The sequence below is a fragment of the Shinella kummerowiae genome, from assembly GCF_009827055.1.
GTDB classification, from domain to species: Bacteria; Pseudomonadota; Alphaproteobacteria; order Rhizobiales; family Rhizobiaceae; genus Shinella; species Shinella kummerowiae.
On record NZ_WUMK01000002.1, the window covers coordinates 615,088 to 638,009 of the forward strand.

Genomic DNA, 22,922 nt, shown 5'->3' on the forward strand with positions numbered 1-22,922 from the left:
CGAGACCGTGCAGGAAAGTCAGATTATTGGCCGATAAGAGTCGCACCGAGCGCCCCCATGTCAGCTCCGACACCGTCGCCACCGTGCTCAAGCGCATCATCGCCGAAAATGGCCGCGAGCACGTCCGTGGTTATGTGATCGCCATCCTCTGCCTGGCCGTGGTTGCCGGCACGACCGGCTTTACCGCCTGGATCATGGAAGCCGTCGTCAACGAGGCATTCGCCAACAAGCGCGCCGACCTCGTCGCCATCATTTGCGTCTCGATCTTCATCGCCTTCGTGCTGCGCGGCTTCGCGACCTATTACCAGGCCGTCATCCTGTCGAAGATCGGCAACAACATCGTCGCGCGTTACCAGCGCCGGCTTTTCTCGCACCTGATGGCGCTCAGCGTGGGCTTCTTCAACGAGGCGCGCTCGGCCTATCTCGCCGCGCAGATCAGCCAGAACGTCACGGGCATCCGCGACGTGCTCAACATGACGGTGACCTCCGTTGCCCGCGACTTCCTAACGCTTGTCGCCCTCATCGGCGTGATGATCTCCAAGGACTGGCTGCTGACGCTGATCGTCTTCGTCATCGCCCCGCCGCTGATCATCGGCCTGCGTTACGTCTCCAGGCGCCTGCGCAGCGCGACGCGCGAATCCGTGGAGCTGAACAGCCACGTTCTCGGCGCCATGCAGGAGACCATCCAGGGCATCGCCATCGTCAAGGCCTTCACAATGGAGGGCCAGCTCAAGACCAAGGTCGAGGACATTATCGGCCGGGCCGAGAGCCGCTCCAACCGCATCGCGCGGCTGACCGAACGCACTGCGCCGATGACGGAAACCTTCGCCGGCTTTGCCATTTCCGGCGTGCTCGCCTACGCGGCCTATCGTTCGATCTATGGCGGCGTGCTGCCGGGCGCCTTCTTCTCCTTCGTCACGGCCCTGCTGATGGCCTATGACCCGGCCAAGCGCCTTGCCCGCCTGCAGGTCTCGATGGAGCGCGCCGTCGTGAACGCGCGGATGATCTACGAGATCCTCGACCTGCAGCCGCGCCAGGCCGACCGTGCCGATGCCAAGCCACTCGCCATCTCCGATGCGACGGTCGCCTTCCAGAATGTGCGCTTCGGCTACTCGGAAACCGAGACGATCCTGAAGGGCGTGAGCTTCACCGCCGAGGGCGGCAAGACGACGGCGCTGGTCGGCCCGTCCGGCGCCGGCAAGTCGACGGTGATCAATCTCATTCCGCGCTTCTATGATCCGGTAGAGGGCGAGATCCTGATCGACGGGCAGGACATCGCCCATGTCACCAAGCAATCGCTGCGCAATGCCATCGCCTATGTATCGCAGCAGCCCTATCTGTTCGAGGGCACGATCCGCGACAATATCCGCTATGGACGCCCGGATGCGACGGACGCCGACATCGAGGAGGCCGCGCGCCACGCCTATGCGCACGACTTCATCCTTGCCCAGCCGCTCGGTTATGACACGCCCGTCGGCGAAAACGGCGTGACGCTCTCCGGCGGCCAGCGCCAGCGGCTGTCGATCGCCCGCGCGCTGGTGCGCAATGCGCCGATCCTGCTGCTCGACGAAGCGACATCCGCGCTCGACACCGAATCGGAGCAGGCCGTGCAGAAGGCGCTGGACGAAGCGATGAGCGGGCGCACCGTCGTCGTCATCGCGCACCGGCTGTCGACCGTCGTGCGCGCCGACAAGATCATCGTGATGCAGGACGGCCAGGTCGCCGAAGAGGGCACGCATGAGGCGCTTGCAGGCCGCGATAACGGCCTTTACGCTCGCCTCAACAGCCTCCAGGCGCCGGCCGGCAGCACGGACAAATAGACAGTAGGGACGGGACAATGAGCGGCAACGCAATGAAGCTGGTCGTCGTGGGGGCTGCGGGCCGCATGGGCCAGACGCTGATCCGGACGATCCACGCCATCGAGGGCGCGGAGGTCTTTGCGGCGATCGAACGCGAGGGCTCGCCCTTTGTCGGCCGCGATGCCGGCGAACTTGCCGGCCTTGGCCCGATCGGCGTCAAGATCACCGACAAGCCGCTCGAAGCCTTCGTCGCGGCGGAAGGCGTGCTCGACTTCACCGCGCCGGCAGCCTCCATCGAATTTTCCGGCCTCGCCGCGCAGGCGCGTATCGTGCATGTGATCGGCACCACCGGCTGCTCGGCGGCGGACGACGAGAAGATCAAGGCTGCCGCGCGCCATGCCCGCATCGTCAAGTCCGGCAATATGAGCCTCGGCGTCAACCTGCTCGGCGTGCTGACGGAAACCGCCGCGCGGGCGCTCGGCCCTGATAACTGGGACATCGAGGTGCTGGAAATGCACCACAAGCACAAGGTCGACGCCCCCTCCGGCACCGCGCTGCTGCTCGGCAATGCCGCCGCCAAGGGCCGTGGGATCTCGCTTGCGGAAAACTCCGTGCGCGTGCGCGACGGCCATACCGGCCCGCGCCCCGCCGGGACGATCGGCTTTGCCACGCTGCGCGGCGGCTCGGTCATCGGCGACCACTCGGTGATGCTTGCCGGCGAAGGCGAAATGGTGACGCTGTCGCACAGCGCGACCGACCGATCGATCTTCGCACGCGGCGCAGTGCAGGCGGCACTGTGGGCACGCGACAAGAAGCCCGGCCTCTATTCCATGCTCGACGTGCTCGGGCTCAACTGAAATTCACCACTGGGAGACAGACCATATGAGCGGAACCCTCGTCCTTGTTCGCCACGGCCAGAGCGAATGGAACCTGAAGAACCTTTTCACCGGCTGGCGTGACCCGGACCTGACGGCGCTCGGTGTCGAGGAAGCCAAGACCGGCGGCAAGGCGATCGCCGAGACCGGCATCAAGTTCGACATCGCCTTCACGTCGGACCTCTCCCGCGCCCAGAAGACACTGACGCTCATTCTCGACGAGATCGGCCAGCAGGGCCTCGAGACGATCCGCGACCAGGCGCTGAACGAGCGCGACTACGGCGACCTTTCCGGCCTCAACAAGGACGATGCCCGCGAAAAATGGGGCGAGGAGCAGGTCCATATCTGGCGCCGTTCCTACGACATTCCCCCGCCGGGCGGCGAGAGCCTGCGCGACACGGGCGCCCGCGTCTGGCCGTACTACCTGACGGAAATCCTGCCGCGCGTGTTGCGCGGCGAGAAGGTGCTGGTCGCTGCGCACGGCAATTCGCTGCGCTCGCTCGTCATGGTGCTCGACAAGCTGTCGAAGGAAGAGATCCTGAAGCTCAACCTCGCGACCGGCGTGCCGATGGTCTACACGCTGAACGCCGATTCCACCGTCGCGTCGAAGGACGTGCTCGGCGACATGTCGGGCGCGCACTAACCCTCGAAACGCGCGCGCCGTGGCTCAGCCTGCGGCGCGCAGCAGCTTCAGCGTGCCGTCGGCCTGTTGCTCGACACTCACGCCGTCATAGTTCTTCAGAAGCGGATGGCCCGTTTCGATCGGGTGATGATGCGTCGCTGTCATGACGACGACATGGGCGCCCGCGCCCTCGCCGGCCAGAATACCGGCCGGGACGTCTTCGAAAACCAGGCAATCGGCCGAATCAAACCCGAGCCTCTGCGCACCCAGCCGGTAGCCATCCGGCGCGGGCTTGCCCTTGGTCACGTCATCGGCCGTCACGATCACCTCGGGCAGCGGGATGCCGGTTGCCGCGAGGCGGCGACGGGCGAGCGCCACGGGCGCGGAGGTGACGATGCCCCAGCGGCCGGCCGGAAGCGACTTCAGAAAATCGATCGCGCCGGAAATCGGCACGATGCCTTCGACATCGTCCATCTCCTGCTGTTCGACCTCCTTTGCCTCCGCCACCGGGTCGACGCCCGGCAGGCCAAGCCGCGTGATCGTGTCGATGCCGCGCACGCCGTGCATGGTCGGCAGGAAGGTCGCGACGTCGAGGCCGTGCTTCAGCGCCCAATTGGTCCACACCCGTTCCGTCGCCGGAATGGAGTTGATGATCGTGCCGTCCATGTCGAAGAGGAAGGCGGAGAAGGAGCGGTCGAAGACGGGACGAGCGGAAGAAGACAAGGCAAGGACCTGCGGGCTTGAAGGGGAGGATGCGGAACGCGCTGGCGGGCCTTTCGATTACCCCCTCCCGGCCGCACAGGCAACCGCTCTCACGCCATCGTGTCTGCCGAACGGCATTTGCCTTCGCCCTGCACAACCCCCATCTATGCGGGACGCGGCCTCAACGGGTTGCCGCATCTTTCTGTTGTTGCCCGATTTATGCGCCGGCGGTGATTCCCCTTGGCGGAAAAATGCTCTAGCTCTGGCCCCATGCCGCACAAGGTTTCGCTCTCCCGCCTCAAGCTCACGGATTTCCGCAACTATGCGGGCCTGTCGCTGCCGCTCGACGGCCGGCACGTCGTGCTGACCGGACAGAATGGTGCGGGCAAGACGAACCTGATGGAAGCGGTCTCGCTGCTCTCGCCCGGCCGTGGCCTGCGCCGCGCCGCCTATGGCGACGTCGTGCGCGCCGGCGCCGAAGCCGGCTTCACCATCTTCGCGACGGTCGACGGCATGATGGACGAGGTCGATATCGGCACCGGCACGGAAGGCGGCGACGAGGGTCAGGCGCGAAAACTGCGGCTGAACGGCACGCCGGCCCGCACCGTCGACGAGTTGCTCGATCACCTGCGCGTCGTGTGGCTGACACCCTCCATGGACGGCCTGTTCACCGGTCCCTCCGCCGATCGCCGCCGTTTCCTCGACCGGCTCGTGCTGTCGCTCGATCCCGAACACGGCCGGCGCGCGGCGGATTTCGAGAAAGCGATGCGCGGCCGCAACCGGCTGCTTTCCGAACCACGGCCGGATCCCGCCTGGCTGACGGCGCTGGAAAAGCAGATGGCCGAACTGGGCATCGCCATGGCGCATGCCCGCCATGAACTCGTCGGCCTCATTTCTGGTTTGGTGGAAGCGGCACGCGATGACGGACCGTTCCCCTCCGCCACCATGCGGCTGTCCGGCTTTCTCGACGAGGAATGGCAGCGGCCGGCCTACGAGATCGAGGACATCTATCTCGACATGCTGCAGAGCGGGCGCTACCGCGACGCGGCGGCCGGCCGCACGCTGGACGGTCCGCACCGCGCCGACCTGCTCATTCGCCACCGCGAGAAGGACATGGAGGCGGAGCGCTGCTCCACGGGCGAGCAGAAGGCGCTGCTCGTCGGTCTTATCCTCGCCCATGCCGGCCTCGTCGGCGGCATGACGGGCCATGCGCCGGTGCTGCTGCTCGACGAGATCGCCGCCCATCTCGACGAGGGCCGGCGCGCCGCCCTGTTCGACCGGGTCGACGCGCTCGGCGGCCAGGCCTTCATGACCGGCACCGACCGGTCGATGTTCGACGCGCTCGGCGAGCGCGCGCAGTTTCTCACCGTCTCGAACGGAGGCATTGTGACATGACCGATCCCCTCAGCGCCGACGAAATCGACCGCTACCGCCGCCATATCGTGCTTGCCGAAATCGGCGGTGCAGGCCAGCAGAAGCTCAAGCAGGCGAACGTGCTGGTGATCGGCGCCGGTGGCCTCGGCGCCCCCGTCATCCAGTATCTCGCCGCCGCCGGCATCGGCCATCTCGGCGTTACCGACGACGACACGGTGTCGCTGTCCAATCTCCAGCGCCAGATCATCCACGACACGGCCGGCATCGGCATGGCGAAGATCGCCAGCGCCGAGACCGCTGTCACCCGCCTCAACCCGCATGTGCGTTTCTCCGGCATCGCGGAACGGCTGACGGCGGAGAACGCGGCGTCATTGCTTGCCGGATACGATCTGCTCGTCGACGGTTCTGACAATTTCGACACGCGCTATCTCTCCGCCGATGCCGCAGAAACCGCGCGCATTCCGCTCGTCACCGGCGCCGTCGGCCGGTTCGATGGCTCGCTGACCGTGCTGAAGCCCTACGAGGCCGGCGCGGATGGCGCCCTCAATCCCGGCTACCGCGACCTCTTCCCCTCCGCCCCGCCCCCGGGCGTCGTACCGGCCTGCGCGGAAGCCGGCATCGTCGGCGCGCTGACCGGCGTCATCGGCACCTTGATGGCGATGGAGGTCATCAAGCTCGTCACCGGCGCCGGAGAGCCACTGGTGGGCCGCCTGATGCTGTATGACGGCCTCGCCGCACGGTTCGAGACGCTGAAGTACCGGCGGCGGAAGGGTTAGTTCTTACGACGAGACGGTCCTTCCTGCCCCTTCCCCCCCGCGGGGAGAAGGTCGCGGCAGCGGGATGAGGGGGATATCGCAGGCATATCGGCTTGCTTGGCGCGCCACCCCCTCATCCGACCCTTCGGGCCACCTTCTCCCCGTGGGGGAGAAGGGAGTTGCGTCCCATGCAAACGTCTCGCTAGACCCGGCTCGGCAGCACGCGATCCGGCGGGCGGTGGCCGTCGAAGAAGGTGCGGATGTTGATCACCACCTTCTCGCCCATGTCGACGCGGCCTTCGAGCGTCGCCGAGCTCATATGCGGCAGCAGCACGACCTTGCCCTCGGCGGCGAGTTTCAGGAGCTTGGGATTGACCGCCGGCTCGTTCTCGAACACGTCGAGGCCGGCGCCAGCGATCTTGCCTTCGCGCAGGCACTTGATCAGCGCCGTCTCGTCGATGATACCGCCGCGCGCCGTGTTGACGATATAGCTCGACGGCTGCATCAGCTCGAGCCGACGGGCCGAGAGCAGGTGGTAGGTCGCCGGCGTCGAGGGGCAGTTGACCGAGACGATGTCGACGCGGGCGAGCATCTGGTCGAGGCTGTCCCAATAGGTCGCTTCCAGCGCGTCTTCGGTGTCCGGGCGCACGCGGTGGCGATTGTGGTAATGGATGGAGAGGCCGAAGGCCTTGGCGCGCTTGGCGACGGCGGTACCGATGCGGCCCATGCCGACGATGCCGAGGCGCTTGCCCCAGATGCGCCGGCCAAGCATCCAGGTCGGCGACCAGCCGGCCCATTCGCCCTTGCGGTCCGTCAGGATGCGCGCACCTTCCGCAAGCCTGCGAGGGGCGGCAAGAATCAGCGCCATCGTCATGTCGGCCGTATCTTCGGTCAGCACGTTCGGCGTGTTGGTGACGGTGATGCCGCGCCGGGCGGCCGCCTCGACATCGACATTGTCGACGCCATTGGAAAAGCAGGCGATCAATTTCAGCTGCGGTCCGGCCTGCTCGATGAGCGCGGCGTCGATCCGGTCCGTCAGCGTCGGCACCAGCACGTCGGCCGATTTGACGGCGGCGACCAGCTCCGGCTGGCTGCGCGGCGTGTCGTCGATGTTGAGTTCCGCGTCGAACAGTTCGCGCATCCGGGTCTCTACGACCTCGGGCAGGCGGCGGGTGATATAGACCTTCGGTTTTTTCTTCTGGGTCATGGGATGTTCCGGCGTCCTGTTGACGGGTCCTTAACCAAGTTGGGCAAGGATTGCTTCATCAGGGGCATTTTCTACCAGACCCGGTCGCGAAGACAATCCGCCCATCGTGCGGTCCCCGCGATTTGCCACCGCTGACCGGCATGGCGACCCGATGCCCTCATTCATTTGTGCGGATGTTCCATGCGTAACCTTGTCGTGCGTCTCAGTCTCGCCGCTCTTGCCGGCATCATCGTTTCGGTCGCGGGCCTCCAGTCCGCCCATGCCCAGGCGGCCAAGGGGCCGAGCGGCCTGCCGCTGCCCCGCTTCGTCAGCCTCAAGGCAAAGAGCGTCAATCTGCGCGTCGGCCCGAGCGTCGATTATGCAGTGGCCTGGCGCTATCTGAAGTCCGGCGTTCCGGTCGAGATCATCCAGGAATATGACAATTGGCGCCGCATCCGCGATGCCGACGGCACGGAAGGCTGGGTCAACCAGGCGCTGCTGTCGGGCGAGCGCACCGCCGTGACCGCGCCTTGGATGCGCGGCAAGGGCGAAGACATCTATGTGAACATGCGCCGCGAGGGCATGCCGAATTCGACGCTTATTGCCAAAATCCAGCCTGGCGTCGTCGTCAAGGTCGGCGAATGCAACGGCGACTGGTGCCGTGCCGAAGTGGACGGCACGGCGGGCTGGGTCTCGCAGAACGAGATCTGGGGCGCCTATCCGGGCGAGGCTTTCAAATAAGGCCGACCTTCTTCGCCTCGTCCGCCAGCGACAGCAGCGGACGGGGACCGACCTGCTGGATGACCAAACCGGCGGCAAGGCTGCCGAGCTTGCCGCAATCGGCAAGCGAGCGGCCCGCCGTGTAGCCGTAGAGGAAACCGGCGGCATAGAGATCGCCCGCACCCGTGGTATCGACGACGCTCGGAATACGGATGGCATCCACCTTGGTGCGCTCGCCCTTCGTCAGGACGACGGAGCCTTCCTCGCTCATCGTCACCGCTGCCAGACGGCAATCCTTGGCGATGCGGGTCAGCGCCTCCTCGAAATCCTCCGTCTCGTAAAGCGCCAGGGCTTCCGCCTTGTTGGCAAAGACGATGTCGACGGTGCCGGAGCGCATGAGGTCGAGGAATTCGCCGCGATAGCGGTTTACGCAGAAACTGTCGGAGAGCGTCATCGACACTTTGCGGCCATGGGCGTGGGCGATGCGGGCGCATTCGCGGATCGCATCCTTGGCGCGCGGCGGATCCCACAGATAACCTTCGAAATAGGTGACCTTGGCCTCGGCCACGACCTGCTCTTCGACATCCTCCGGTCCCAGCTCGACGCAGGCGCCGAGATAGGTGTTCATCGAGCGCTCGCCATCGGGCGTGACGAAGATCATCGAGCGGGCGGTCGGCGGGGGGCCGGCGAGCGGCTTCGTTTCGAAATGCACGCCCTGGGCGCGGATATCGTGAATGAAAATGTCGCCGAGCTGGTCGTTGGCGATCTTGCCGAAATAGGCAGCCTTGCCACCGAAGCTTGCGACGCCGGAGGCGGTGTTGCCAGCGCTGCCGCCGGAAGCCTCGAGCGCGGGTCCCATGCGGGAATAGAGCAGTTCGGCACGTTCGGCGTCGATGAGGTTCATCGCACCCTTGATGATGCCGTTGTCCGTGATGAAGTTTTCGTCGCAGCGCGCGATGATGTCGACGATGGCATTGCCAACCGTCAGCACGTCAAATTTGGTCATGCGGGATCCCGTCTCAGTTCGGTAAGAGCCGGGATGTGGTCTTAACGGATTTTCCGCAAGTTGAAAGAAAAAAGCCGCCGCGCCGTGTCCGGCGGGCGGCTTCAGGGTTTGCCGTTCGGCAAATCAATCCTTGGCGCGTTCCACGTAGGAACCGTCTTCCGTCGCGATGACGACGCGCGTACCGGCCGAAATGTGCGGCGGCACCAGCGTGCGCACGCCGTTCGACAGGATCGCCGGCTTGTAGGAGGACGACGCCGTCTGGCCCTTGACGACCGGCTCGGTCTCCATGATCTCGAGCGTGACGTGACGCGGCAGGTCGATGGCGATCGCGACGCCTTCATGCACCGACAGGATGACCGTCATGCCTTCCTGCAGGTAGGCCTTCAGATCGCCGATGTCTTCGACCGACATGGTGAGCTGGTCGTAGCTCTCCGGGTTCATGAAGTGGTAGCCTTCACCATCCTCGTAGAGGAAGTTGTGCTCGCGATCTTCCACGAAGGCGCGCTCGACCTGCTCGGTCGTGCGGTAGCGTTCGGAGACCTTCACGCCATCGGAGATGCGGCGCATGTCGACCTGGGTGACCGGCGTGCCCTTGCCCGGGTGGAAGTTCTGCGCCGTCAGCACGACATAGAGCTTGCCTTCGACCTCGAGGACATTGCCCTTGCGGACGGAAGAGGCGATGATCTTTACCATAAGTCTTCCTTGTAACTGGATGGATCGCGTCGTAGAGGACCGTCTGAGACGCCTTCCCGGACGCTGAAAAAGCGTATTCGGGGCCGCAACTATCCTATATTCCGGCAAAACACCAGTCTCACCGCCGGCATGGCCGAAGAAACCTGTCACATGAGCGCCACACGCCAAAGACCCTCGCCCTGGTGGACGCCCGACGTCCATGCCGACCGCCGGCCGTTCCTGATGGCCCGCAACCGCATCCAGGCGGCGTTGCGCGGCTGGTTTGCGGCCCGCGATTTTGTCGAGGTGGACACGGCGACGCTGCAGGTCTCGCCCGGCAACGAGGCGCATCTGCACGCCTTCCAGACGGCCGCCATCGGCCATTCCGGCGCCGAGACGCCGCTTTACCTGCACACCTCGCCGGAATTCGCCTGCAAGAAGATCCTCGCCGCCGGCGAGCCGCGCATCGCCTGCTTCGCCCATGTCTATCGCAACCGCGAGCGCGGGCCGCTGCACCACCCGGAATTCACCATGCTGGAATGGTATCGCGCCGGCGAGACCTATGACGCGCTGATGGCCGATTGCGCCGAGATGCTGGCGCTTGCCGCCGAAGTCGCGGGCGTTTCCATGCTCACCTATCGCGGTGCTGTCTGCGATCCCAGGCAGGTGCCGGAACGGCTGACCGTGGCCGACGCCTTCCAGCGTCACGCGGGCATCGACCTCCTTGCATCGATCCATCCGGATGGCACGACGGACCGGCAGCATCTGGCTTCCGCCATGCAGGCGGCCGGTCTGCGCGTTGCTGAGGACGATACCTGGGCCGACCTGTTCAGCCGGGTGCTGGTGGAAAAGGTGGAGCCGGACCTCGGCTTCGGCCGCGCCACCTTTCTCTGCGAATATCCGGTGGCGGAAGCCGCCCTCGCGCGGCCGGCGCCGCATGACCGGCGTGTTGCCGAGCGGTTCGAACTCTATGCCTGCGGCGTGGAACTGGCCAATGCCTTCGGCGAACTGACGGACGCCGCCGAGCAGCGCCGGCGCTTCGAGCTGGAAATGGCTGAGAAGGCCCGCGTCTATGGCGAGACCTATCCGCTCGACGAGGATTTTTTGGCCGCCCTTGCTGTCATGCCCGAGGCGAGCGGCATCGCGCTCGGCTTCGACCGGCTGGTGATGCTGGCAACCGGCGCGTCGCGCATCGACCAGGTGATCTGGGCACCCGTCGTGGAGACGGCGCCATGACGGCGGCACGCAGCCTGACGACGGTGGCGGAACTCGTCGACGCCGGCCTCATTGCCGAGACCAAGCGCGCCGAGACGGCCGCCGTTGCCGAGCGCTATGCCGTCGCCGTCACGCCGTCGCTGGTCTCCTTGATGGATGCCACCGATCCGCTCGACCCGATCGCCCGCCAGTTCCTTCCCGATGCCGCCGAACTGGTGACGCTGCCGGAGGAACGCGCCGACCCGATCGGCGATCTCGCACACAGCCCCGTCGAGGGCATCGTGCACCGTTACCCGGATCGCGTGCTTTTGAAAGCCGTGCATGTCTGCCCGGTCTATTGCCGCTTCTGCTTCCGCCGCGAAATGGTCGGGCCGGAGGGGCTTGGCACGCTGTCGGCAAAGGCGCTCGATGCGGCGATCGCCTATATCGCCGAACGCCCGGAAATCTGGGAGGTGATCCTGACCGGCGGCGACCCGCTCGTGCTCTCCCCGCGCCGGCTGCAGGCGATCATGGAACGGCTTGCGGCCATTCCCCATGTGAAGATCGTGCGTTTCCATACCCGCGTGCCCGTGGTCGATCCCGCGCGCATCGATGCGGCTCTCGTGGCGGCGCTGAAGGCCTCCGGCAAGACGACCTATGTGGCGCTCCACGCCAACCACCCGCGCGAGTTCACGCCGGAGGCCCGCGCCGCCATCGCCCGGATCGTCGAGAGCGGACTGGTGATGATCAGCCAGACGGTGCTTTTGAAGGGCATCAACGACGACGCGGACGTGCTGGCGGACCTGATGCGCACCTTCGTCGAGAACCGCATCAAACCCTATTACCTGCATCATCCGGATCTCGCGCCGGGCACGTCGCATTTCCGCCTGACACTCGCCGAAGGTAGGACGCTGGTCGAAAGCCTCCGCGGCCGCGTCTCCGGCCTCTGCCAGCCGACCTATATCCTCGACATTCCCGGCGGGCACGGCAAGGTGCGGGCGGATTCACGTGCTGTCGAGGAAGCGGACAACGGCTGTTTTCGTGTGCGCGATTTCCGCGGCACCACGCATGTTTATCCGCCGGAGGACGGCCAGGCTTAGCGCCGAAGCGGAGGTCCAAGCCTTGCCCGACACTCAGCCGTCATCCTCGGGCTCGACCCGAGGATCCATGCGGCACCGTTGGCGTGGATGGTCGGATCAAGCCCGACCATGACGGAGGGAGAGGTTTCCATCTCAAAACTCTTCCCAATCGCCGTCCGGCCCCTTGTCCTGGCGTACGCCCAAGGCACCGGCCAGCTTTTCGCTGAGGGCGAGTGCGGGCGAACTGACCGGGCGCGCGCCGCTGCCGGCCGGCTTGACGTTCCACTGGCCGGACGACTTGCGGACAAGTGCCGGCGCCGGGGCAATGGGCGGGGCCACCGGGGCGGAGGGCACGACATGGAGGTGGGGGGCCTGCCGGCTGTGACCGGCCGCCGTGCTGCCGCCGACGTTGAAGCGGCCGATCAGCGCGTTCAGCGCGTGCACTTCCGACGCGAGACCGTGGCTTGCCGCCGTCGTCTCCTCGACCATGGCGGCATTTTTCTGCGTGCCCTGATCCATCGTGTTGACGGCAGTGTTGATTTCCTGAAGGCCGGTCGACTGTTCGCGGGCGGCCTCGACGATCGCCTGCACGTGGCTGTTGATCTCCTGCACCTCGCCGACGATGGTCTGGAGCGAACGGCCCGTCTCGCCGACGAGCGATACGCCGGTGCGCACCTGTTCGCCGGAGGTGTTGATCAGCGTCTTGATTTCCTTGGCGGCCTTTGCCGAGCGCTGGGCAAGCTCGCGCACTTCCTGTGCGACGACGGCAAACCCCTTGCCGGCCTCGCCCGCGCGCGCCGCTTCCACGCCGGCATTCAGTGCCAGCAGGTTCGTCTGGAAGGCGATGTCGTCGATGACGCCGATGATGCTGGTGATCTCGCTCGACGACTTTTCGATTTCCTGCATGGCCGAAACGGCGCGACGCACGATCTCGCCGGATTTTTCGGCGCCCGAGCGGGTGCGGCCGACGAGGGCTCCGGCCTCTTCGGCGCGCTTGGTCGAATCCTTGACGGTCGTGGTGATCTGTTCGAGGGCTGCGGCCGTCTCCTCGACGGACGCCGCCTGCTGCTCGGTGCGGCGCGACAGGTCATCGGCGGCGGCACGGATCTGGCTGGCGCCGGCGTCGATCGCCCTTGCATTCTCGCCGACCTCGCGCAGCGCATCACTGAGGCGCGAGACCGAGGCGTTGAAATCGTCACGCAACCGGTCGAGATCACCATCGAAGGGCTGCTCGATGCGGCAGGTCATGTCGCCGGCGGCAAGCTTGCCGAGCGCATCGGCAAGGCTCGAAACGGCCTCCTGCACGCGGCCGCTGTCGCGGGTGCGCTCCGCCTCGCGCGCCTGGCGCTCGCCGTCCGCCCGACGGCGGTCGTCCTCGCCCTGGCGCTCCAGGCGCTGCCGCTCGGCGGCGTTGTCGCGGAAGATGGCAACGGTGCCGGCCATCTCGCCGATTTCGTCGGTGCGGTCGGCGTGCGGGATGGTGACCGTTGCGTCGCCACCGGCCAGGCGCTTCATCGCAGCCCCCAGGCCGTTCAGCGGTTTGACCACGCGGCGGTTGACCAGAAAGATCGCGGCGATGGCGATACCCATGGCGACGGCGAGCGACGCCCAGGTCAAGGCGAAGGCCGAGCCTTCTTCCCCGCGCGCGGCAAGGATCGTCTCTTCGGTAATTTTCTGGGTACGGGCGACGAGATCGTTGAGCGAGGCGGTGATCGCATCGGCGCTCGCCTGCATCGGCCCCTTGTAGACTTCCAGCGCCGGGCCCTTGGCGGCGATGGCGGAGAACTGGATGAGTTTGGCGGATTCGTCGATATAGGTCTTCAACGTCGCCTTGATGCTGTCGACTTCCGCGACCGTCGCCGCATCGCCGCTGTTGGCGGCGCCGTAACCATCGACCATGCCGGCAAAGGCATCGGCGCGCTCCTTGATGCGCGCTTCGATGCGGCCGATCTCGTCCGGATCCATCGACAGCAGGTGTTCTGAGTAAGTTGCGTTGAGTTCGGAGAAGGCGTGGCTCAGTTGCAGGATGCTGCTCATCTGCGGCATGCGCTCCGCGCCGATCCGCTCGATATGGCCGGTCATCGTCGAGAGCGAGCGGAAGGCGACGGCACCTTGCAGCGCCCCCAGGATGACCATGAGGACGAAGAGCGCGGGCAGAAGCCTGCTGATCCGGACGTTGCGCATAACAGTTCCCTGATTTTCTGGCGCCGCACGGCGTCGTGCGTGTACGCGAAAGTCTAGGAGCGGTCGTTTAACGCCGGCTTAATGCACGGCCATAACCTCCTGCCTTGCCGGGCGCTTTTCCACACCCTACATGCGACAACGAACAGGAGTTTCTTGATGATCTTCGATGCCGCACGGCGCTCGCTCGCCAATCTCTTCGCTCCCGAGACGCGCGGCGTCTTCTGGAAGGTCATCGGGCTCACGCTTCTCGCCCTCGTCGTCATCTGGTTCGGCCTGCGGGAGAGTTTCATCGCCTTCGCCTGGCCGTGGCTGCAGGGGACGGTAATGCCCGACCTGCCGGAATGGGCGGGCTGGCTCACCTTCATCTTCGGCATCATCGCGAGCCTCGGGCTGGCGCTCGGCCTTGCCCTGCTGCTGGCGCCGGTGACGGCCATCATCGCCGGCTTCTTCCTCGACGATGTGGCCGAGGTCATCGAGAAGCGCGACTATGCGACGGAGGCGCCGGGGACCGCCTTGCCGCTCGGGCAGGCGATTGCCGGCTCGGTCAAGTTCCTCGGCATCGTCATCCTCGGCAACCTCATCGCGCTGTTCCTGCTGTTCATTCCCGGCGTCAACCTCATCGCCTTCTTCCTGGTCAACGGCTACCTGCTCGGCCGGGAGTTCTTCGAGTTCGCGGCGATGCGCTACCGCACACCTGCGGAAGCACGGCTGTTTCGGGCCAAACACGCATCCACGGTTCTTCTCGCCGGCCTGCTCGTCGCCGCGTTCCTCGCCATCCCGATCGTCAACCTGCTGACGCCGCTGTTTGCCGCCGGCCTCATGGTGCACCTCCACAAGGCCTTGAGCCGCAAGGATCCGGGCTTCTCACTGCGGCAGAACTGATGCCTCATAGAGAGCGACATACTCGCCCTTCGGCGGGATCGGCTTGATGACGTCGATCAGCACGCCGTTCGGATCGGCGGTGATGAAATGACGCTGGCCAAAATCCTCGTCGCGCAGGTCGAGCAGGATCGGCAGGCCGGCGGCGCGCGCGGCAGCGTATACGGTATCGACATCCTCCACCTCGAAGTTCAGGAGCAGTCCGGAGACCTTGCCGCGGCCGACCGCCGGGATCGTCCCGTGACTGCCGTCGAGCACGGCAAGGGTCACCTTCTCGTCCTCCTTCGACTGAAGGTGGATGTACCAGCCGCTGTCGAACAGCGCTTCGAACCTGAAATGGCTCTTGTAGAAGGCGGCGGTGCCGGCCACGTCGTCGGTCATGATCACGGGATAGTAGCTGGTCGTTTTCATCTCTTTCCCTTTCTTGAAAATAAACATACAGTCTGCATGTTTCTATCAATTAACATACAGACAGTTTGTATGTAAAGGCAAAAATGGCACGCAGCAACAAGGAACGCACCGAGGCGACGCGCCTTGCCCTGATCGAGGCGGCACGGCGGCTCTTCGTGGAAAAGGGCTATGCGGAGACGGCGACGCCCGACATCGTGGCGGAGGCAGGCGTGACGCGGGGCGCGCTCTACCATCACTTCGAGGACAAGAAAGCGCTTTTTCGCGCCGTGCTCGAGCGCGAGGGCGAGGCGGTGGCCGTACATATCGAGGGCGTCGCGCTCAAGGGCGCCTCGCCACGGCAAGCGCTGCTGCTTGGCGCTTCCGCCTATTTCGACGCCATGGCGATAGCGGGCCGCACGCGTCTGCTGCTGCTGGAGGCGCCGGCGGTGCTCGGTCTGGAGAGTGTGGTCGCGATCGACCGGGAGAATACCGAGAGCACGCTCAAGACAGGGCTTTCCAACTTTCTCGGTGCGGCTGCGGGAGCCGCAACGCTCCAGGCACTGACGGACATGCTCTCCGCCGCCTTCGACCGCGCGGCGATCGCCATCGAGACCGGCGCGGATCGCGCGATCTACGAAAAGGCAATCGCCGGCCTGCTCGACGGGCTCGTCAGGGCGTAGGGCCGAAGAGCTGCGCCGGCAGTTCAACCAGGGGTGCGGGCACGTCGCAGGTCTTTTCCGGCGACCGACAGAGGTCGGCGATGACGCAACGCTCGCATTCCGGCTTGCGCGCCTTGCAGCAGTATCGTCCGTGCAGGATCAGCCAGTGGTGCGCGTGGTAGAGATATTCGTCCGGGATGATGCGGATCAGCCGGTCCTCCACCTCGTCCGGCGTCTTGCCGGGGGCCAGCAGCAGGCGATTGGCGATGCGGAAGATATGCGTGTCGACCGCCATCGTCGCCTGCCCGAAGGCCATGGAGAGCACGACATTCGCCGTCTTGCGGCCGACGCCCGGCAGCAGGATCAGCTCCTCGCGGGTGCGCGGCACTTCGCTGCCGAAACGATCGACGAGCATCTGGCTGAGTGCGATGACGTTCTTCGCCTTGTTGCGGTAGAGCCCGATCGTCTTGATGTAGTCTCGGACCTTCTCCTCGCCGAGCGCCAGCATCTTTTCCGGCGTATCGGCAATGGCAAAGAGCGCGCGCGTCGCCTTGTTGACGCCGGCATCCGTCGCCTGCGCGGAGAGTGCGACGGCAACGACGAGCGTGAAGGGATTGACGTGTTCCAGCTCGCCCTTCGGCTCGGGCCGCTGGATGGAGAAGCGCCGGAAGATCTCCTTCAGCTCGTCCTGCGAATAGAGGCTCTTCGGCCGCGCCGGGGCCTTGCGGCGCGGCGATGCGGAGGGCGCTTTCGTTTTGATCTTCCCGTTTTCCATGATGCTCTGTTGCCGCATTTGTTATCGCAAAACCGCTGCACACTTTCGCGCAACATGCTCTATAATCGTCAGCGATGACGCAAGGCAACGCCGACATGACGATGAACGACCTGCCGGTCTTTTCCGCAGAACTCCACCCGTACCGGTCGCTGGGACGGAACGGGCATCGCATATTCTTCGTCATCGCGGGCGTTCTCACCCTTGCCCATATGGCCGTCTTCCTGATTTCCGGTGCCTGGCCGGTCATGCTGTTCTTCGGCCTCGATTTCGGCATCCTCATCGGCGCCTTCTGGCTGAACAACCGGGCGGCCCGGGCGCGCGAGGTCGTCTCGCTCTCGCGCACCAATATTTCCGTGCGCAAGATCAGCCCCTCCGGCAAGGAAACGGAACACGTCTTCAACCCGTTCTGGGCGCGCTTCCTCGTCTCGCGCAAGCCGAAGATCGGCATCACCGCCATGCATGTCAGCGGCAACGGCCGGGAAACCGATGTCGGCACCTTCCTGCCACCCGATGACCGCGAGCGTTTCGCCTCGGCCTTTTCCGGGGCGCTCGCGCGGGTCAAACGCGGTTACTAGCCTGTCTGGCAGGAATCGGGTGGCGAGTACGCCTCGAGCGTGCTTTTCTGGCGGCACAGGAGAAGACCAATGAACATTGCCGCGACTTTGCAAAACGACATCACGCCCGAGGGCGACGACTATGCGACCGTCCGCCGGGTCATCGAGCTGATCACCGAAGACTATCGCGACCAGCCGGGTCTCGACGACATTGCCGGCCGGCTCGACCAGTCGCCGACGCAGTTGCAGAAGACTTTTACGCGCTGGGCGGGGCTGTCACCGAAGGCGTTCCTGCAGGCCGTGACGCTCGACCATGCCAAGCGCCTGTTGCGCCAGGAAGAGCTGCCGCTGCTCGAAACCAGTTTCGAGGTCGGCCTTTCCGGCCCGAGCCGCCTGCACGATCTCTTCGTCACGCACGAGGCCATGTCGCCCGGCGAATGGAAGGCGCGCGGCGCGGGCCTGACGATCCGCTACGGCCTGCATCCCTCCCCCTTCGGCCAGGCGCTCGTCATGATCACCGATCGCGGCCTTGCCGGCCTTGCCTTCACCGACGAAGCGGATGGCATGGATGCCTTCGAGGACATGTCCTCGCGCTGGCCGAACGCACACTATGTCGAGGACCGCGAGGCAACTGCGCCCTATGCGTCGCGCATCTTCGACCCGAAACGCTGGGACCCGAAGGAGCCGCTTCGCATCGTGCTGATCGGTTCGGATTTCCAGGTCCGCGTCTGGGAGGCGCTGTTGCGCATCCCCATGGGCTGCGCCGTCACCTATTCGTCGATCGCCGAAAAGCTCGGCCAGCCGACCGCATCCCGCGCCGTGGGCGCCGCCGTCGGGCGCAATCCGATTTCCTTCGTGGTGCCCTGCCACCGGGCGCTCGGCAAAAGCGGCGCGCTCACCGGCTACCATTGGGGCCTGACGCGCAAGCGCGCGATGCTGGGCTGGGAATCGGGCAAGGCCTGATACGCGGGCCAAGCCAACTCAGGTTGCGGGCTTGGCCAGAATACCGCCAAGCACCGCATCGACCACGGCATCGACCTCCTCCTCGGAGACGTTCAGCCGCTCCGTCAGCAGCCGGCCCCAGGCGAAGCTCGCCAGGATTTCGGTGACCAGCTCCGGCTTGACCTCCGGTCGAACCTCGCCGCGCGCCTGCGCCCGCTCGACGATCTTGCCGCTCTGCTGGCGCCGGCCGGCCATGTAGGCGGAGAGCGCCGTAAGCGCCGCAGGTTCTTCCTGCGCCTTCGCCACCACGCAGCGGAAGACCTCGCCGCTTGCGCCTTCCCGCCAGGTTTGCAAGAGGCCGTGAAGATAGGCGCGCAGGTCGTCGTGTACATTGCCTGTGTCGGGGAAAATGAAGTTGATGCGCTTCTGGTTGTGATAGACATCGAGCAGGAGCGCCGCCTGGGACGGCCACCAGCGATAGATCGTCGGCTTGCCGGCACGGGCGCGGCGCGCGACCGCTTCGATGGAGAAGCCGCTCAGCCCATTTTCAACCAGCACCGCTTCGGCCGCCACCAGGATAGCCTCCTGGCTCGCCGGATTGCGCGTGGCGCCGATGGAGCGTCGTGCCGGTTTGATGTCTGCCTCGGTCATAGCCTTTTCCTTTTTCACGCTTCTACCATGAAAGGTACTTGAACGGAACGTTTCGTTTCTATATAAACGAAACGTTCCGTTCTATAAGGCTCCTCCCATGACCACGTCCGTTTCCAATCGCAAGCTCTCGAAACTCCACCTGGCGCTCGCCATGCTGGTCCCCGTCTACCCGCTGATCACCACGATCCTCTACATCGTGCTGCCGCTCACCGAAGGCTGGACGATCTGGCAGCGCACAGCGGTCATCGCGCCGATCATGGTGTTCGCCATGGTCTTCGTCGTTTCGCCCTTCGTGCAGAAGCGCTTTGCAAATTTCATCCTGCGCGCCGCATGAAAAAAGCCGGGGTGTTTCCACCCCGGCTTTTGTTTGAACAATCCGACAGCGATCAGCCCTCGAAGAATTCCTTCATCCGCGCGAAGAAACCGGCGGATTCCGGGTTGTTGTCCTTCGAGGAAATCTCCTCGAATTCCTTCAAGAGTTCGCGCTGGCGCTTGGTCAGTTTCTGCGGCGTCTCGATCTGGATCTGGATATAGAGATCACCGACCTGCGCGGAGCGCAGCACCGGCATGCCCTTGCCCTTCAGCCGGAACTGACGGCCGGCCTGCGTGCCTTCCGGCACCGTGACGCGCGACTTCGTGCTGTCGAGCGTCGCGACGTCGAACGTGCCGCCGAGCGCTGCCGTGGTCATCGAGATCGGTACGGTGCAGTACAGATCCGCGCCATCACGCTGGAAGAACTCGTGCGGCTTGACCGACAGGAAGATGTAGAGATCGCCCGCCGGGCCACCACGAACACCCGCCTCGCCTTCACCGGAAAGCCGGATGCGCGTGCCATCCTCGATCCCGGCCGGAATGTTGACCGACAGCGAACGCTCTTCCGTGACGCGGCCATGGCCGTGGCACTTGGTGCAGGGATCGCTGATGGTCTGGCCGCGGCCGTGGCAGGTCGGGCAGGTGCGCTCGATCGAGAAGAAGCCCTGGGCGGCCCGCACGCGGCCGGAGCCCTGGCAGGTGGCGCAGGTCTTCGGGCTGGTGCCGGGCTTGGCGCCGGTGCCGGTACAGACGTCGCAGGTAATGGACGTCGGCACGCGGATCTGCGCGGTCTTGCCGGCATAGGCCTCTTCCAGCGAGATTTCCATGTTGTAGCGCAGATCGCCGCCGCGCTCGCGCCCGCCGGAGGAGCGCCGCTGGCGCCCGCCACCCATCATCTCGCCGAAGATGTCCTCGAAGATGTCGGAGAAGCCACCGCCCTGGAAGCCGCCGCCACCACCGCCCATGCCGCCCTGCTCGAAGGCAGCGTGGCCGTAACGGTCGTAGGCCGCGCGTTTCTGCGGGTCCTTCAGCGTCTCATAGGCTTCGTTGACGTTCTTGAACGTCTGCTCGGCCGTGGCATCGCCCGGATTCTTGTCCGGATGGTACTTCATCGCCATCTTGCGGAAGGCGCTCTTCAGCTCCTTCTCGTCAGCGGTCTTGGAGACACCCAGCGTCTCGTAAAAATCAGCTTTTGCCATTCGGGTTCACGTCCGTTTCAGTGGAACGGTCTTCTTGTTATGGACCTGGAAGCTTGCCTTAGCCTGCGCTTGAAATTCGCGCATGCAAAAGGCGGAAGCCGGGGCGAAGGAAAAGCCAGGACATCGTCACCGCTTAGAACGGGCGTGATCATCTTGGCCTTGTTCCCTTCGCGCTGACTTCCGCCCTTGTGCTATCCGTTGCGCCGGCCGCTTGTGGCGGCCGGCATTTCAGAGGCTTTAGGCCGACTTCTTGCGATCGTCGTCGTCCTTGACTTCCTCGTAGTCGGCATCGACGACGTTGTCGCCGGCGTCACCCGAGGAAGCGGCTTCTTCAGCCTGCTGCGCCTCATAGATCGCCTGACCGAGCTTCATGGAAACTTCCATCAGCGTGTTGGTCTTGGCCTTGATGTCGTCGGCGTCCGGCTCGGAGGCTTCGACGGCGGTCTTGAGCGCGGCAATCGCGTCCTCGATGGCCTTGCGGTCGTCTTCCGTGACCTTGTCGCCGTATTCCTTGAGCGACTTTTCCGACGAATGGATCAGGCTTTCGGCCTGGTTCTTCGCCTCGACGCCCTCACGGCGCTTCTTGTCGTTCTCGGCATTGGCTTCGGCGTCCTTGACCATCTTCTCGATGTCGGCGTCGGAGAGACCACCGGAGGCCTGGATGCGGATCTGGTGCTCCTTGCCGGTGCCCTTGTCCTTGGCCGAAACCTGCACGATGCCGTTGGCGTCGATGTCGAAGGTGACTTCGATCTGCGGCATGCCGCGCGGGGCCGGCGGAATGCCGACGAGGTCGAACTGGCCGAGCAGCTTGTTGTCGGCAGCCATTTCACGCTCGCCCTGCGAGACGCGGATGGTCACGGCTGACTGGTTGTCTTCGGCGGTCGAGAAGGTCTGGCTCTTCTTCGTCGGGATCGTCGTGTTGCGCTCGATCAGACGGGTGAAGACGCCACCCAGCGTTTCGATGCCGAGCGACAGCGGGGTCACGTCGAGCAGCAGAACGTCCTTGACGTCGCCCTGCAGAACGCCGGCCTGGATGGCGGCGCCCATGGCGACCACTTCATCCGGGTTGACGCCCTTGTGCGGCTCCTTGCCGAACAGCTGCTTGACGACTTCCTGCACCTTCGGCATGCGGCTCATGCCGCCGACCAGAACGACTTCGTCGATCTCGGCCGCCGTGACGCCGGCATCCTTGAGGGCTGCCTTGCACGGAGCGACGGTGCGCTGGATGAGGTCGTCGACCAACGCTTCGAACTTGGCGCGCGTCAGCTTCATCGTCAGGTGCTTCGGGCCGGAAGCGTCCGCCGTGATGAACGGCAGGTTGATTTCGGTCTGCTGCGAGGACGAGAGTTCGATCTTGGCCTTTTCGGCAGCTTCCTTGAGGCGCTGCAGAGCGAGCTTGTCGTTCTTCAGGTCGATGCCCTGGTCCTTCTTGAACTCGGCCGCCAGGTACTCGACCAGGCGCATGTCGAAGTCTTCACCGCCGAGGAAGGTGTCGCCGTTGGTCGACTTCACTTCGAAGACGCCGTCGCCGATTTCGAGCACCGAGATATCGAACGTGCCGCCGCCAAGGTCGTAGACGGCGATGGTCTTGCCGTCCTTCTTGTCGAGGCCGTAGGCAAGCGCTGCAGCCGTCGGCTCGTTGATGATACGCAGGACTTCAAGACCGGCGATCTTGCCGGCATCCTTGGTTGCCTGGCGCTGCGCGTCGTTGAAGTAGGCGGGAACGGTGATGACGGCCTGCGTGACCTTTTCACCGAGATAGGATTCGGCGGTTTCCTTCATCTTCTGAAGGATCATCGCGGAGATCTGCGAGGGGGAATAGCCGGTGCCCTGGGCCTGGACCCAGGCGTCGCCGTTGTCGCCCTTGACGATCTTGTAGGGAACGAGACCCTTGTCCTTCTCGACGAGCTTGTCGTCGTAGCGGCGGCCGATGAGGCGCTTCACTGCGAACAGGGTGTTTTCCGGGTTGGTGACGGCCTGGCGCTTTGCCGGCTGGCCGGTCAGGCGCTCGCCATCATCATTGAAGGCGACGATCGAAGGGGTCGTCCGCGCGCCTTCGGCATTTTCAATGACCTTCGCGTCCTTGCCGTCCATGACGGATACGCAGGAATTGGTCGTCCCGAGGTCGATACCGATTACTTTAGCCATGTCATTCTCTCCTTGAAGCGAACTGCCGGAACCCATTCAGGCATTCTGTTGGCAGCCCCTAATGGTATGGTCTTCACGAAAGCTTGAGCGTAAGCCGAAGCCTTGCGGCGTATATAAGGAGCACTCCAGACGACTGCAAGACATTGGCACGCCGCAAAGCGCGCAAAATCAGCACTATGAGAGGGGTGAACCGTCTGCGGGACGCAATGTGGTGAGGTTCCCGACGGGCGTCAAGCCGAAGGGTG

23 protein-coding genes are annotated in these 22,922 nt (G+C 64.9%); 13 read left to right on the top strand and 10 right to left on the bottom strand.

The genetic code is table 11. The features are described from left to right. Positions 1–26: 26 nt before the first annotated feature. From GR138_RS07530 to GR138_RS07540, 3 genes are read left to right on the top strand one after another with little or no spacing between them, the layout of a single operon-like run. The gene (locus GR138_RS07530) at positions 27–1,820 is read left to right on the top strand and encodes an ABC transporter ATP-binding protein (RefSeq protein ID WP_160857980.1); all 1,794 of its coding nucleotides are present in this window, start codon (positions 27–29) and stop codon (positions 1,818–1,820) included. Between the two features lie 17 nt (positions 1,821–1,837). Continuing rightward, a complete protein-coding gene (dapB, locus tag GR138_RS07535) occupies positions 1,838–2,656 on the top strand; it encodes a 4-hydroxy-tetrahydrodipicolinate reductase (RefSeq protein WP_160857981.1) in 819 nt (272 codons plus the stop codon). Between the two features lie 25 nt (positions 2,657–2,681). Beyond that, a complete protein-coding gene (locus tag GR138_RS07540; protein ID WP_160857982.1) occupies positions 2,682–3,317 on the top strand; it encodes a 2,3-bisphosphoglycerate-dependent phosphoglycerate mutase in 636 nt (211 codons plus the stop codon). Between the two features lie 24 nt (positions 3,318–3,341). On the opposite strand, the gene GR138_RS07545 is transcribed toward GR138_RS07540, so the two are convergent. Continuing rightward, positions 3,342–4,019, bottom strand: a complete 678-nt coding sequence (locus tag GR138_RS07545; protein ID WP_246200320.1) for an HAD family hydrolase — start codon at positions 4,017–4,019, stop codon at positions 3,342–3,344. Between the two features lie 249 nt (positions 4,020–4,268). Between GR138_RS07545 and recF the strand changes: the two genes are divergently transcribed. Both recF and GR138_RS07555 read left to right on the top strand, forming a co-directional pair. Then, positions 4,269–5,393, top strand: coding sequence for a DNA replication/repair protein RecF (gene recF / locus GR138_RS07550; RefSeq protein WP_160857983.1), 1,125 nt, complete (start codon positions 4,269–4,271; stop codon positions 5,391–5,393). Then, positions 5,390–6,148: a molybdopterin-synthase adenylyltransferase MoeB gene (locus GR138_RS07555; RefSeq protein WP_160857984.1), complete on the top strand. Its 759-nt coding sequence runs from the start codon at positions 5,390–5,392 to the stop codon at positions 6,146–6,148. The genes recF and GR138_RS07555 overlap by 4 nt, the downstream gene beginning before the upstream one ends. A 181-nt stretch (positions 6,149–6,329) precedes the next feature. Here GR138_RS07555 and GR138_RS07560 read toward each other — a convergent pair whose 3' ends face one another. Continuing rightward, positions 6,330–7,334 carry a 2-hydroxyacid dehydrogenase gene (locus GR138_RS07560; RefSeq protein ID WP_160857985.1) on the bottom strand — a complete coding sequence of 335 codons (1,005 nt, stop codon included), beginning with the start codon at positions 7,332–7,334 and terminating at the stop codon, positions 6,330–6,332. Positions 7,335–7,514: 180 nt separating this feature from the next. On the opposite strand from GR138_RS07560, the gene GR138_RS07565 reads away from it, so the two are divergent. Continuing rightward, positions 7,515–8,054, top strand: a complete 540-nt coding sequence (locus GR138_RS07565; RefSeq protein WP_160857986.1) for an SH3 domain-containing protein — start codon at positions 7,515–7,517, stop codon at positions 8,052–8,054. Here GR138_RS07565 and GR138_RS07570 read toward each other — a convergent pair. Further along, entirely contained in the window at positions 8,047–9,039 is a 993-nt protein-coding gene (locus GR138_RS07570) for an adenosine kinase (protein WP_160857987.1), read from the bottom strand. The genes GR138_RS07565 and GR138_RS07570 overlap by 8 nt on opposite strands. 123 nt (positions 9,040–9,162) lie before the next feature. Then, entirely contained in the window at positions 9,163–9,732 is a 570-nt protein-coding gene (efp, locus tag GR138_RS07575) for an elongation factor P (RefSeq protein WP_160857988.1), read from the bottom strand. 150 nt (positions 9,733–9,882) lie between these two features. On the opposite strand from efp, the gene epmA reads away from it, so the two are divergent. Then, on the top strand, positions 9,883–10,947 hold the full coding sequence (gene epmA, locus GR138_RS07580; protein WP_160857989.1) for an EF-P lysine aminoacylase EpmA: 1,065 nt from the start codon (positions 9,883–9,885) through the stop codon (positions 10,945–10,947). Further along, positions 10,944–12,005 (top strand): lysine-2,3-aminomutase-like protein, encoded by a 1,062-nt coding sequence (locus tag GR138_RS07585; RefSeq protein ID WP_160857990.1) that lies wholly within the window; start codon positions 10,944–10,946, stop codon positions 12,003–12,005. Before epmA ends, GR138_RS07585 begins: the two co-directional genes overlap by 4 nt. A gap of 132 nt (positions 12,006–12,137) precedes the next feature. On the opposite strand, the gene GR138_RS07590 is transcribed toward GR138_RS07585, so the two are convergent. Further along, positions 12,138–14,168, bottom strand: a complete 2,031-nt coding sequence (locus GR138_RS07590; RefSeq protein ID WP_160857991.1) for a methyl-accepting chemotaxis protein — start codon at positions 14,166–14,168, stop codon at positions 12,138–12,140. A gap of 156 nt (positions 14,169–14,324) precedes the next feature. Between GR138_RS07590 and GR138_RS07595 the strand changes: the two genes are divergently transcribed. Next, on the top strand, positions 14,325–15,050 hold the full coding sequence (locus GR138_RS07595; protein WP_160857992.1) for a sulfate transporter family protein: 726 nt from the start codon (positions 14,325–14,327) through the stop codon (positions 15,048–15,050). Here the strand turns inward: GR138_RS07595 and GR138_RS07600 are convergent. Then, positions 15,033–15,458 carry a VOC family protein gene (locus GR138_RS07600; protein WP_160857993.1) on the bottom strand — a complete coding sequence of 142 codons (426 nt, stop codon included), beginning with the start codon at positions 15,456–15,458 and terminating at the stop codon, positions 15,033–15,035. The two genes, GR138_RS07595 and GR138_RS07600, sit on opposite strands and share 18 nt — an antisense overlap. 83 nt (positions 15,459–15,541) lie before the next feature. On the opposite strand from GR138_RS07600, the gene GR138_RS07605 reads away from it, so the two are divergent. Further along, positions 15,542–16,117: a TetR/AcrR family transcriptional regulator gene (locus tag GR138_RS07605; RefSeq protein WP_160857994.1), complete on the top strand. Its 576-nt coding sequence runs from the start codon at positions 15,542–15,544 to the stop codon at positions 16,115–16,117. Here the strand turns inward: GR138_RS07605 and nth are convergent. Continuing rightward, on the bottom strand, positions 16,107–16,871 hold the full coding sequence (gene nth, locus GR138_RS07610; protein WP_202402538.1) for an endonuclease III: 765 nt from the start codon (positions 16,869–16,871) through the stop codon (positions 16,107–16,109). The two genes, GR138_RS07605 and nth, sit on opposite strands and share 11 nt — an antisense overlap. 74 nt (positions 16,872–16,945) lie before the next feature. Here nth and GR138_RS07615 point away from each other — a divergent pair, with 74 nt between their 5' ends. Both GR138_RS07615 and GR138_RS07620 read left to right on the top strand, forming a co-directional pair. Further along, positions 16,946–17,446, top strand: a complete 501-nt coding sequence (locus tag GR138_RS07615) for a DUF2244 domain-containing protein (protein ID WP_160857996.1) — start codon at positions 16,946–16,948, stop codon at positions 17,444–17,446. Between the two features lie 69 nt (positions 17,447–17,515). Next, positions 17,516–18,388, top strand: coding sequence for a methylated-DNA--[protein]-cysteine S-methyltransferase (locus tag GR138_RS07620; RefSeq protein ID WP_160857997.1), 873 nt, complete (start codon positions 17,516–17,518; stop codon positions 18,386–18,388). Between the two features lie 18 nt (positions 18,389–18,406). Here GR138_RS07620 and GR138_RS07625 read toward each other — a convergent pair whose 3' ends face one another. After that, positions 18,407–19,018 (bottom strand): TetR/AcrR family transcriptional regulator, encoded by a 612-nt coding sequence (locus GR138_RS07625; protein WP_160857998.1) that lies wholly within the window; start codon positions 19,016–19,018, stop codon positions 18,407–18,409. Between the two features lie 97 nt (positions 19,019–19,115). Between GR138_RS07625 and GR138_RS07630 the strand changes: the two genes are divergently transcribed. After that, positions 19,116–19,352 carry a putative antibiotic biosynthesis monooxygenase gene (locus tag GR138_RS07630; RefSeq protein WP_160857999.1) on the top strand — a complete coding sequence of 79 codons (237 nt, stop codon included), beginning with the start codon at positions 19,116–19,118 and terminating at the stop codon, positions 19,350–19,352. A 52-nt stretch (positions 19,353–19,404) separates the two neighbouring features. Here the strand turns inward: GR138_RS07630 and dnaJ are convergent, their stop codons facing one another. Further along, positions 19,405–20,529 carry a molecular chaperone DnaJ gene (dnaJ, locus tag GR138_RS07635; RefSeq protein ID WP_160858000.1) on the bottom strand — a complete coding sequence of 375 codons (1,125 nt, stop codon included), beginning with the start codon at positions 20,527–20,529 and terminating at the stop codon, positions 19,405–19,407. Positions 20,530–20,766: 237 nt separating this feature from the next. Continuing rightward, complete coding sequence (gene dnaK, locus GR138_RS07640) at positions 20,767–22,677, bottom strand: molecular chaperone DnaK (protein ID WP_160858001.1); 1,911 nt, start codon at positions 22,675–22,677, stop codon at positions 20,767–20,769. Positions 22,678–22,922 lie beyond the last annotated feature (245 nt).

Bases quoted from the DNA above. Each gene is read 5' to 3' on its own strand.
- dapB (WP_160857981.1), top strand. From the start codon at position 1,838: ATGAGCGGCAACGCAATGAAGCTGGTCGTCGTGGGGGCTGCGGGCCGC.
- GR138_RS07540 (WP_160857982.1), top strand. From the start codon at position 2,682: ATGAGCGGAACCCTCGTCCTTGTTCGCCACGGCCAGAGCGAATGGAAC.
- recF (WP_160857983.1), top strand. From the start codon at position 4,269: ATGCCGCACAAGGTTTCGCTCTCCCGCCTCAAGCTCACGGATTTCCGC.
- GR138_RS07555 (WP_160857984.1), top strand. From the start codon at position 5,390: ATGACCGATCCCCTCAGCGCCGACGAAATCGACCGCTACCGCCGCCAT.
- GR138_RS07560 (WP_160857985.1), bottom strand. From the start codon at position 7,334: ATGACCCAGAAGAAAAAACCGAAGGTCTATATCACCCGCCGCCTGCCC.
- GR138_RS07565 (WP_160857986.1), top strand. From the start codon at position 7,515: ATGCGTAACCTTGTCGTGCGTCTCAGTCTCGCCGCTCTTGCCGGCATC.
- GR138_RS07570 (WP_160857987.1), bottom strand. From the start codon at position 9,039: ATGACCAAATTTGACGTGCTGACGGTTGGCAATGCCATCGTCGACATC.
- efp (WP_160857988.1), bottom strand. From the start codon at position 9,732: ATGGTAAAGATCATCGCCTCTTCCGTCCGCAAGGGCAATGTCCTCGAG.
- epmA (WP_160857989.1), top strand. From the start codon at position 9,883: ATGAGCGCCACACGCCAAAGACCCTCGCCCTGGTGGACGCCCGACGTC.
- GR138_RS07585 (WP_160857990.1), top strand. From the start codon at position 10,944: ATGACGGCGGCACGCAGCCTGACGACGGTGGCGGAACTCGTCGACGCC.
- GR138_RS07590 (WP_160857991.1), bottom strand. From the start codon at position 14,168: ATGCGCAACGTCCGGATCAGCAGGCTTCTGCCCGCGCTCTTCGTCCTC.
- GR138_RS07595 (WP_160857992.1), top strand. From the start codon at position 14,325: ATGATCTTCGATGCCGCACGGCGCTCGCTCGCCAATCTCTTCGCTCCC.
- GR138_RS07600 (WP_160857993.1), bottom strand. From the start codon at position 15,458: ATGAAAACGACCAGCTACTATCCCGTGATCATGACCGACGACGTGGCC.
- GR138_RS07605 (WP_160857994.1), top strand. From the start codon at position 15,542: ATGGCACGCAGCAACAAGGAACGCACCGAGGCGACGCGCCTTGCCCTG.
- nth (WP_202402538.1), bottom strand. From the start codon at position 16,871: ATGGAAAACGGGAAGATCAAAACGAAAGCGCCCTCCGCATCGCCGCGC.
- GR138_RS07615 (WP_160857996.1), top strand. From the start codon at position 16,946: ATGACGCAAGGCAACGCCGACATGACGATGAACGACCTGCCGGTCTTT.
- GR138_RS07620 (WP_160857997.1), top strand. From the start codon at position 17,516: ATGAACATTGCCGCGACTTTGCAAAACGACATCACGCCCGAGGGCGAC.
- GR138_RS07625 (WP_160857998.1), bottom strand. From the start codon at position 19,018: ATGACCGAGGCAGACATCAAACCGGCACGACGCTCCATCGGCGCCACG.
- GR138_RS07630 (WP_160857999.1), top strand. From the start codon at position 19,116: ATGACCACGTCCGTTTCCAATCGCAAGCTCTCGAAACTCCACCTGGCG.
- dnaJ (WP_160858000.1), bottom strand. From the start codon at position 20,529: ATGGCAAAAGCTGATTTTTACGAGACGCTGGGTGTCTCCAAGACCGCT.
- dnaK (WP_160858001.1), bottom strand. From the start codon at position 22,677: ATGGCTAAAGTAATCGGTATCGACCTCGGGACGACCAATTCCTGCGTA.